This is a genomic window from Rhodococcus sp. P3_B8, from assembly GCF_056402775.1.
Genome location: NZ_JBFUGT010000262.1, coordinates 1 through 9182, shown reverse-complemented (window position 1 = coordinate 9182; position 9182 = coordinate 1). Strand labels below are relative to the sequence as shown.

General features: G+C 65.8%; 8 protein-coding genes and 4 pseudogenes. 4 read left to right on the top strand and 8 right to left on the bottom strand.

Going from position 1 to position 9182, the window contains the following annotated elements; translation table 11 throughout:
• Positions 1-152, top strand: a pseudogene (locus tag AC1D1G_RS36425) (ATP-binding protein); the annotation flags it as partial.
• Positions 153-251: 99 nt separating this feature from the next.
• Positions 252-350, top strand: a pseudogene (locus AC1D1G_RS36420) (maleylpyruvate isomerase family mycothiol-dependent enzyme); the annotation flags it as partial.
• A gap of 204 nt (positions 351-554) precedes the next feature.
• On the opposite strand, the gene AC1D1G_RS36415 reads toward AC1D1G_RS36420, so the two are convergent.
• The 3 genes and pseudogenes from AC1D1G_RS36415 to AC1D1G_RS36405 all read right to left on the bottom strand — a co-directional run.
• Positions 555-1517 carry an NADP-dependent oxidoreductase gene (locus AC1D1G_RS36415; protein WP_477955920.1) on the bottom strand — a complete coding sequence of 321 codons (963 nt, stop codon included), beginning with the start codon at positions 1515-1517 and terminating at the stop codon, positions 555-557.
• 305 nt (positions 1518-1822) lie between these two features.
• The gene (locus tag AC1D1G_RS36410) at positions 1823-2329 is read right to left on the bottom strand and encodes a cupin domain-containing protein (RefSeq protein WP_477955919.1); all 507 of its coding nucleotides are present in this window, start codon (positions 2327-2329) and stop codon (positions 1823-1825) included.
• A 316-nt stretch (positions 2330-2645) separates the two neighbouring features.
• Positions 2646-2903: pseudogene (locus AC1D1G_RS36405) on the bottom strand (PLP-dependent transferase); the annotation flags it as partial.
• 156 nt (positions 2904-3059) lie between these two features.
• Between AC1D1G_RS36405 and AC1D1G_RS36400 the strand changes: the two are divergent.
• Positions 3060-3380, top strand: a complete 321-nt coding sequence (locus AC1D1G_RS36400) for a helix-turn-helix transcriptional regulator (RefSeq protein ID WP_477955918.1) — start codon at positions 3060-3062, stop codon at positions 3378-3380.
• Between the two features lie 250 nt (positions 3381-3630).
• On the opposite strand, the gene AC1D1G_RS36395 is transcribed toward AC1D1G_RS36400, so the two are convergent.
• Both AC1D1G_RS36395 and AC1D1G_RS36390 read right to left on the bottom strand, forming a co-directional pair.
• Entirely contained in the window at positions 3631-4422 is a 792-nt protein-coding gene (locus AC1D1G_RS36395; protein WP_477955916.1) for an HpcH/HpaI aldolase/citrate lyase family protein, read from the bottom strand.
• Positions 4422-5693 carry a CaiB/BaiF CoA transferase family protein gene (locus AC1D1G_RS36390; RefSeq protein WP_477955915.1) on the bottom strand — a complete coding sequence of 424 codons (1272 nt, stop codon included), beginning with the start codon at positions 5691-5693 and terminating at the stop codon, positions 4422-4424. Before AC1D1G_RS36390 ends, AC1D1G_RS36395 begins: the two co-directional genes overlap by 1 nt.
• 213 nt (positions 5694-5906) lie before the next feature.
• On the opposite strand from AC1D1G_RS36390, the gene AC1D1G_RS36385 reads away from it, so the two are divergent.
• Complete coding sequence (locus tag AC1D1G_RS36385; protein ID WP_283335027.1) at positions 5907-6827, top strand: LysR family transcriptional regulator; 921 nt, start codon at positions 5907-5909, stop codon at positions 6825-6827.
• A gap of 6 nt (positions 6828-6833) precedes the next feature.
• Here AC1D1G_RS36385 and AC1D1G_RS36380 read toward each other — a convergent pair whose 3' ends face one another.
• From AC1D1G_RS36380 to AC1D1G_RS36370, 3 genes and pseudogenes are all read right to left on the bottom strand, one after another.
• Complete coding sequence (locus tag AC1D1G_RS36380; RefSeq protein WP_477955914.1) at positions 6834-7691, bottom strand: HpcH/HpaI aldolase/citrate lyase family protein; 858 nt, start codon at positions 7689-7691, stop codon at positions 6834-6836.
• Positions 7688-8806, bottom strand: a complete 1119-nt coding sequence (locus AC1D1G_RS36375) for a PrpF domain-containing protein (RefSeq protein ID WP_477955921.1) — start codon at positions 8804-8806, stop codon at positions 7688-7690. Before AC1D1G_RS36375 ends, AC1D1G_RS36380 begins: the two co-directional genes overlap by 4 nt.
• Positions 8807-9014: 208 nt before the next feature.
• Positions 9015-9182: pseudogene (locus tag AC1D1G_RS36370) on the bottom strand (SLC13 family permease); the annotation flags it as partial.

Here is a 9182-nt window from a genome sequence, read left to right as displayed (position 1 = left end):
CCCCGAAGGACTGGTACCCGCTGTTCCCGAACCCGGTCGTCGCCGAGTCGCTCCTCGACCGGCTCATCAACACCAGCCATCAAACCCTGATGGACGGACCGTCCTACCGACCCCGCAAACGACCCGGACACCGCCCCACCGCCGCAACCTGACCCGCACCCCGCCCGCTCGGGTTACCCTCGACTCAGCACGCCCGAGCATGGGGAATTACGTGACGGACACCCCTGGGGAATTACGTGACGGTCGACACAGAAGTCTGCGGCCCGGCACTATCACTGCTCATGGCGATATCGGGGCGCAAGTCGGCGCTGGGTGATCTCGACGGACCCGGAGTATCTGCGCTGAAGTGACGGTCTGGCCGACAGCGCCCCGATGGCCTGTGACAGGTCCGCGCTGCGGTCCGCGATCGCCTCCAGCGCCGAACGTATCGACAGGCACGCATCAATTGTCTGTTGCTCGTCCCGCAGTTGTCCGCACGCCGAACCGTCACCGGGGCGAGACAGGCGCCCAGCGCATTGCGGGCAGCAGGCGGCGCCCGTCCCGTAGCACGCCGGTCAGGAAGCGACCGTGGTCGCGTCGAGGACCAGCTTCCCTCGGACGTGTCCTGCCCGGCCCTCTTCGTGGGCAGCTTGCGCCTCGGCGAGGGGATATACCGAGCTCACCGTGGGCCGCACCCTGCCGTCATCGATGAGCCGGGAGATCTTGGTCAGCGTGTCGGCGTTCGGTTCGACGCTGAAGTGTCGCGTTCGTATACCGCGTCGCTCGGCTTCGGCCTTGACGTCGTCCGGGACCTCTGCCGGCAGGGCGACGAGAACCCCGGCTCGCTTCAGCACGTCGAGGGACCGCTGTTGGACTTTGCCGCCGACCGTGTCGATCACGGCATGCACCGGAGCCACCGACGTCTCGAACCGCTGCTCGCGGTAGTCGACGAACTCGTCAGCGCCGAGCGAGTTCACGTATTCCCGGTTGGAGCCGGACGCGGTTGCGACCACGTGCGCTCCCACGGCTTTCGCAAATTGCACGGCCAGATGGCCGACACCGCCCGAGGCGGCATGGATCAACACGCGCTGCCCTCGTTGTAGACCGGCCTCGTCGAAGAGGGCACGCCACGCCGTCAATCCGGTCATCGGCACTGCCGCCGCGTGCTTGTGGTCCAGGACGGGCGGCTTGGCGACGACCTGACTGGCGGGGACTGCCGTGTACTCGGCGTAGGCGTTGCCGGGTTCGGGCAGCCGAACCATTCCGTAGACGCTGTCGCCCTGCTGGAACCCGCTGACGCCGTTACCGACCACTTCCACTACTCCCGAGATGTCCCACCCCGGAATCCACGGCAGCGGAACATCGGGAAAGTGTTCGAACCCGCCTTCGCCCAGCAACCAGTCCAACACGTTGACTCCCGCACCGTGCACCCGCACCACGAGTTCGTCCCCGGCAGGCTCCGGACGGGGCGCTTCCTCGTAGACCAGATTCTCCGGTCCGCCATAGGCGTGGAGCCGCACCGCTTTCATTTCTTCCATGTTCCTCTACCTCTCCGGCCTCTGTCATGCAGGTGACGACAGAAGAGATGTCAGGAATTTCAGACAGAATGCGGTGGCCAAACCGTGAGACAAACCAGAACCACTTCCGACCCGCGGGCGCGCGTTGACCCTTCCTTGCGCACGACGAGAACGCCTCGACCACAAACGAATCCACTGTTCTCCGGTACCGGGCACCTTCAGGAGGCTGTGGCGGTCCTCCGAAGCTGTCTTCGGCTCACCGACTGGCCGAGCTGAGCCTCCCCGACCTGTGAACGACACCGCATGCGTCGAGGCTCGAGCGGGGCTCACGGCGGTGTCAGGGTGTATCGGGCGATCACGTCGGGCAACCAGTCGGGTTCGCCGAATTGCAGACCGTAGCGCTCGGCAACTGCGGCGATCTGGGTGACATCCGGTTCGCCGGCGGCGATCAGTTCGGACATTTCCAGGAAGCAATGTTCGAAGCCGGCCGGACTGATGATCTCGATCATGCGCGCGGGGACGGTGCCGGCGTTCCACATGGCGTGCATCTCACCTCGGGGCTTTGTGATGTATCCGCCGGGTTCGAGAACGGCCTCCCGGTCGCCGGAGCGGAATCCGATCACACCCTGAGTAACTATCGAGAATTCGTCCTCCCGCGTATGCAGGTGCGGCGGCACCAGCGCACCGACCGGGAACGGGTGCTCGACGACCGACAGCACCCCACCGGTGTCACGGCCCCAGAGCTTGAATTCGACCCCGATCGGGCCCAGGTCACCGGTCTGCCCGGTTCCCGGCGGCACGACGACCAGCGGTGGGGGATCGGTTGCGCTCACGCCTCTCACCTACTCACCGACGTTGACAGATCGGGTCACAAGTTCCCTGCTCAACTTTCCGCCGACGGCGCACGCATTGTCAACGTTCTCGGGGCGCTCCATCGGGTGCGCTCAGCCCCAACGGTTGCGCGGCGATCCGTCTCGCTTCCGGCGCGAAGTCCGCCATCCATCACCAACCAGCGATCGGGTCCTCCGAACCGTACTCCATAGAATAAAAAGCTAGGTCGGACAGGGGTTTCGCTGGAGACGCTGCGTGGATGTTTTACAGCAGTCACCCCGCGCAAGTCATGAGTGACACAGACCTTCGCTCTGGACGGAACGCGCGACCGTAGGTGCCCGACTCGAGGGCGGCGAGGTTGGCCTCGAGCGGTCGTCGGGTGGGGTTGCCGGTGCGGGCGTATTCGAATCCGTTACGCATGCCGCCGACGCCGTCCTGCGCGAACGTCGAACTGGCGTAGATCGGGACGTTGACGGCGCCCGTCTGCGGGTCCGGGTCGAATCCTGCGTGCACGGCCTTGGTGGAGAACCCCTCCCAGTTACTGCTTTCCACAATTGTCTCCTCTTCTAACTGCATTGGGCAGGCGTGACCGGATTTGACATGCCGGATGAACGCCGACGAGCGACGGCTTCCGAAGCACGTTCTTCTCCTTGTTCACCGGCAATGCCGTGCAGATTCCTCCTCGTTCTTCGCGACGGACGAGGATCCACTGGCTGATCGCGCGATTCCGGGATGAAAGAATTCGAACGACTACTTCTCAGTCAACTTATTGTGGCCCAACCCAATAACTACACAGAGGCGTTGCAGCGGCCAGTGCCGGCGGCGCCTCGATCTATTCGCCGCGCGGTCGAAATATTCGAACACCACGCTGACGAACTGCTCACTGTAGAGGATGTCGCATCGGCTACCGGAATCAGCGTTCGGGCGCTACAAGACGGTTTCAAGAAGTACTACGGCACCACTCCGATGGGCTATCTGCGCGAGGTCCGGATGAAAGCTGTACGCGCCTGGCTACTCGAAGCCGATCGGTCGATGAAGGTCGGCTGCCCGTAATTCACCGACGGCCTGAGGGCGGGCCAATCTGTAGGAACAGTGCCCGCCCAAGCCAAATCGACGAAGCTGTCCATGTCGCGGTGTTCGGCGTCGCCGATGCCCCCGGGATCGAGGTTCCGTACAGGGAGTCGGTGTGCACGATGCATCGCGGCGGGGCTGGTGATCCGACTCGGCCGCCGGGCTCACCTCAGCACACAATTTGTCCTGCCGTGAAGTCCGGCGGCACGCAGGCGGGGGACCGCCCGGTTCGTCAGGCGTGGGCGGAAGCCAGGATCTTCCGTGCCCGGTCCGCGACGGGGAGGTCGACGAACTCGCCACTGGGTAGTCGCACTGCGGCTCCATCGGCGTTCTCGAATGCCTCGACGACCTTTCGAGCCCAGTCGATGTCGTTCTGTCGCGGACTGAACGTGGTGTGGATGGCCGGAAGCTGAGCGGGGTGGATGGCGGACTTGCCGAACAGGCCGAGGTCACGGCTGTGGGTGGCCTGGCGGACGAGTCCGTCGCTGTCGTGGATGTGCGGGTAGACGCTGTCGATCGGTGGTGCGATGCCGGCCGCGCGGGCGGCGACGACGAGGTGGGAGCGCACGTACTGCATGGGAATGTCGCCGTCGCCCGTGCCGAGGTCTCTTCTAAGATCGATACCGCCGAGCGCGAGATGCGTGACCGCCGGGTGGTCGGCGATCGCAAAGGCGTTGGCAACACCTTTCGCGGTCTCGATGGCGCAGATCAGTGGCTTTCCGGGCGCCCGGTCCGTGACCCAGCGGATGTCGTCGAGTGTTTCGACCTTGGGGATGCGGATGCCGTGCGCGGACGTGGCGACGGCCCCTAGATCAGCGTCCGCCAATTTGGTCCCCGGCGCGTTGATCCGCACCCATGCGGTTCGGGTGGTGATGACGGATGCGACGTTCGCTCTCGCGGTCTCCTTCTCGGTAGGAGGTACCGCGTCTTCGAGGTCGAGGATGACGGCGTCCGCGCCGGCGTCGAATACCTTGCCGAGCAGTTTCAGGTTGTGGCCGGGCGCGAACAGGTAGCTGCGGTCCATCACAGGACCCCCTTCTCGGTGAGTGCGGTCAGTCGGTCCGGGTCGATGCCGAGAGTGTCCTGGTAGAACTGCTCGTTGTCCTGGCCGAGTCGGCGGCCGGCGAAGTTGATCGCACCGGGTGTTCCGAGCATGCGGAGCATGAGGTTTTGCATCTTGATCGGGCCGAGGTCCTCGTCGTCGACGGTGGTGATGCAGTGGCGGTCGAGGACGTGCGGATCGTTCATCAGTTGCGCGACGTCGTAGATCGGTGCCAGTGCGGCGCCGACGCGTTCGAATTCGGCCGTGACTTCGTGCAGCTGTCTGTCGGCGATCCATTTCGCGACCGCTTCGTCGAGCAGGTCACCGTTGCGGCTGCGTTCGCCGGCGGAGTCGAACCAGGGTTGTTCGACGATGTCGGGTCGGCCGACCAGGCGCATGACCCGCGCGGCAACGGAGGTGGCGCTCGCGGAGATGGCGACCCACTGCCCGTCCTTGGTGAGGTAGGTGTTGCGTGGGGCGTTGTTGGGGGAGCGGTTGCCGTTGCGGCCGGCGATGGTGCCGAGTTGGTCGTACGCGGTGGGTCCGGGACCGAGGATCCCCAGCAGCGGTTCGAGCAGAGATAGGTCGATGACCTGACCCTTGCCGTCGCCGGCCGGACTGTTGCGGTGCAGCAGCGCGGTTACCACGCCGAAGGCGCCGGCAAGTCCGGCGACACCGTCGGCGAGACCGAACGGCGGCAGCGTTGGCGGACCGTCCTCGCTTCCGGTTTGGTGGGCAAATCCGCTCATTGCCTCGGCGAGGGTGCCGAATGCTCGCCGTTCGGCGTAGGGTCCGGACTGACCGAAGCCGGTGACCCGCAGCATGACCAGTCCTGGGTTGAGGTCACGGAGCCGGTCCGGGCCGAGGCCCCACTTCTCGAGTACGCCGGGGCGGAAGTTCTCCACCAGCACGTCGGCATCGACGACGAGATCGCGGAGCATCTGCTGGCCCTCGGCCGTGCCGAGGTTGAGGGTGATGCATGTCTTGTTCCGGGAGATGACCTTCCACCACAGTCCGTGGCCATTCTTGCGTGCTCCGTGTGTGCGGGCGGGATCGCCGGTGGGGTGCTCGATCTTGATGACGTCGGCGCCGTAGTCACCGAGCATCATCGCAGTGATCGGTGCCGCATAGACGGTACTGATGTCGAGGACACGGATGCCGTGCAAGGGACCGCGCGCCGGAGTAGAGCCGACGCCCGTGCTCTCGTCGGCCTGGTCGTCGGGCGAGTGGATGTCGCTCGGGTGTGCAGTCATAGGCTGTCCTCGCGTGGTGGGGGGAGGCGATATGGGTGCGGCGCTCGCCGCGGACGAGTGCCGCCCGACAGGTGGGTCCCAGCGGTGTCACGATGCGGTCGGTAGAGTCCAGCCGCCGCTACCGCCACTTCAGACTGACACTCGCACGCTTCAACTACAATCACGGGTATATCGACAGGCGTTAACTTCTTCTAAAGTCAGGAGGTGGGTCGGGTGCTGGACACGACCAGGATGTTCACGCTGCGCGAGGTCGCTGAGCACGGCTCGATCACCGCGGCAGCGGCGGCGCTCGGGTACACCACTTCGGCTGTCTCCCAACAAATCGCCAAGCTGGAGAAGGAGGCCGGGCAACCGCTCCTCGAGCGGCACGCGCGCGGCATCGTGTTGACCGAGGCGGGGCGGTCGGTGGTCAAGCACACCGAACGCATCCTGATCGAACTCGAGGCCGCCGATGCCGAACTCGCCGAGATCAAAGGACTGCGCGCGGGTGTGCTGGCGCTGGGCACGTTCCCCACGGCTGGGTCGTCACTGCTGCCACTCGTGGTCAAGGAGTTCAAGACCCGGCACCCGGGGGTCGAGCTGAAGGTGCTCAGTGGCCGGTTTGCGTATTTGGTCGATGCGCTTCGCCGCCGGGAGACCGAACTGTCGCTGCTGTGGGACTACGAGTGGAACCGGGTGGATGACCCCACGTTGACGTACCACCACGTGATGAACGATCCGACCGTGCTGCTGGTGTCGGAACGGCACCGACTGGCCGACCGCGACTCGATCCGGATCGCCGAATTGCGCGACGAGTCGTGGGTGGTCCGCGCCGACGATCATCCGGTCGCGCAAACCCTCGAAAAACTCTGTCAGCAAGGTGGTTTCACGCCACGCACGAGTGTCTTCGCGCACGACTACGGTGAGGTGCAGGCGATGGTCGCCGTCGACCTCGGCGTGGCTATTGCTCCGCGACTGGCCGTGCTCAACCTTCGGCCCGACGTCCGGTCGATTCCCCTCGCTACCCGTCCGCCGCAACGGCGGATCCTGGTCGCGCATCTGACCGAGCGGCGGCTGAGCCCGGCCGCGCAGGAAGGAATCGCGGTGTGCGCTGCCGCCGCCCACCAGCTGCAGGAGGGCTTCGAAACCGGATAGGACCGGTCAGCTTCGGCCGATTCCGAAACAGTCGGCAAGGTGGGTGATCTTCTCGGCCCGGCCGAGCCGGGGCAGGTCGCTGCCGTCGCGGACCATCCGGCCGCGGGCTTCGAAATCGGCGAGAAACTCCCGCGCCCAGGTCACGTCCGAGGGCGTGGGGCTGACGGTCTCGTTGATTGCCGGCAGTTGTTCGGTGTCCAGACACAGCTTCCCGGTCAACCCGAGGGACACGGACACGGCGGACTGCTCGCGCAGCACGGTGTGACTGTTGCTGACGGTGGGGCCGTCGATCGGTCCGGGCAGGTTGCCGATTCGGCTGGCGACCACCAGCCGGGAGCGGGGGTAGGCCATGGCGAGGTCGTCGGCGCTGGTGCCAGTGTCGCGGCGATAATCGCCGCTGCCGAAGGCGAGCCGGAAGATGCCGCGGGCGCGGGCGATATCACCGGCCTGGTCGATTCCGAGGGCGGATTCGACCAACGCGAGTACCGGGGTGGATCTGCCGAGTCGGTCGAAAGTTTCGGTGATATGTTCGGCGGCTTCGGTTTTCGCGAGCATCACGCCCGCCAGTCCGGGAAGCCCGGTGAGGCGATCGACGTCATCGCTCCAGTAGGCCGAGGAGCGGTCGTTGATCCGCACCCAGGCCGAGGTGTTCTCGAGCCAGGCGGCGACCTCTTCCCGTGCGTCGGACTTGAGTTGGGGGTCGACGGCGTCCTCGATGTCAAGGACGATTTGGTCCGCGCAGGAGCTGTAGGCCTGGTCGAACAGGTCGGTGCGGGTGCCGTTGACCAGGAGCCAGGATCGGGCGATCCGAGCATCGATTTCCCGACGTGCGATCGCCACGTTCTCCGGTGTTCGGATCCTCATCGCGCGGAGCCGACCAGTGCCGGAGCCGGCGCCGGGGCGGTGACGAACAGTTCCGCCGATGCGATACGGCGGGCCGCCCGGTGCAGGGTGACCGATTCGAGTACCCCGTCGAGGGAAACAGAGAGGTCGACATCGAGTACCCCGGCGGGTGTTCCCACCCGAAGCGATCCCGGCCACCGGACCTGTGTGTTGTCGGTGACGACACCTGCGGTCACGGTGGAGGCCGCGGCGACAGCGACCGCGGAGGTGAGCCCAATCGCCGGGTGCGGAGCGAGCATCGACAGCATCCGGACCGAGATGTCGTAGTCCTCGGCGCGGATATCGACGCCGGCGCTGGTGCGGTAGTCCGCCGGCGGACCCACGACACCGACTTTCGGAATCGCTTGGGAGATGGGATCTCCCGGCTTGCTCAGTCCCATCCGCAACGATGATTCCTGTCGCAGCCGGAGCAGCAACGGCAGGTGTTCGGCGATCGTCTGGTTGTCCTCCGCGCCGGTCAGGCCGAGGTCGGCGGCGTCGAACAGCGCCGCCGGGGCGCCGGCGACGACCATCGTGGCGTGATAGCTGCGGCCCGCGATCGTGACACGATCGATGGATGCGCCGGTGGGCAGCAGTGTGGCCGCGCCGCCGGCGAGACCGGTGAAGGTGAGCCCCACCGGGACACCCAACGCGCTGGTGCCGGGCACGGCAGCGTCGCCTTCGGTGGGGATCATCCCGCCCGGGGTGGCGATCTCGGCGTTCAGGATCGCGCCGGTGTTCTGGTTCCGCATCCGCACGGTCGTCGTCGCGGAGTCGACCGGAACGAACCCGGACTGCAGCGCGTACAACCCGATCGCGGTGGCGCAGTTGCCGCAGTTGCTGCCCCATTCGACCTTGCGGTCACCAATCGCGACCTGAGCAAACAGGTAGTCGACGTCGATTCCGGGCTCGCTGGAACGGCGCACGATCGCCGCCTTCGAGGTGGTCGAGCTGCCGCCGCCGACACCGTCGAGCTGACGCGGATCACCCGAGCCGAATGCCGACGTCAAGATGGCATCGAGGCCGCCGGCCTGAGCAATGAGCGGATCGACGTCGAATGCGTTGAACAGCCAGCACTTGCTGGTTCCTCCCCGCATCCAGGTTCCATGAAGTGTGAACACGGTCCGGCCCACCTTTCGGGTTCGAAGAGTTTGTGAGGCACCGCTGGAGGCTCTGATCGGATGGGGAGCGTGCTTCCCAGCGGTGTCCCACTGCCCACCCTGACCTACATCAGGGTGGAGAACAATGGCGAATAAATCGATGAGGGTTAACTTCAGTTAAACCCTCGCGGGTGCGGTCTGCGCGTCAGACCAGAGTCGGGACGGCCACCAGCACCAGCCAGCACAGGGCCGGCGCGATCGCGACCACGATGCCCGCGTTGAGGAGCAGTTGCCGGTAGAACCGGGGACGCTCGATGTTCTGGGCGTTGGCGAGGACGAGTGCGCCGTTGGTCGAGAACGGGGAGACGTCGAC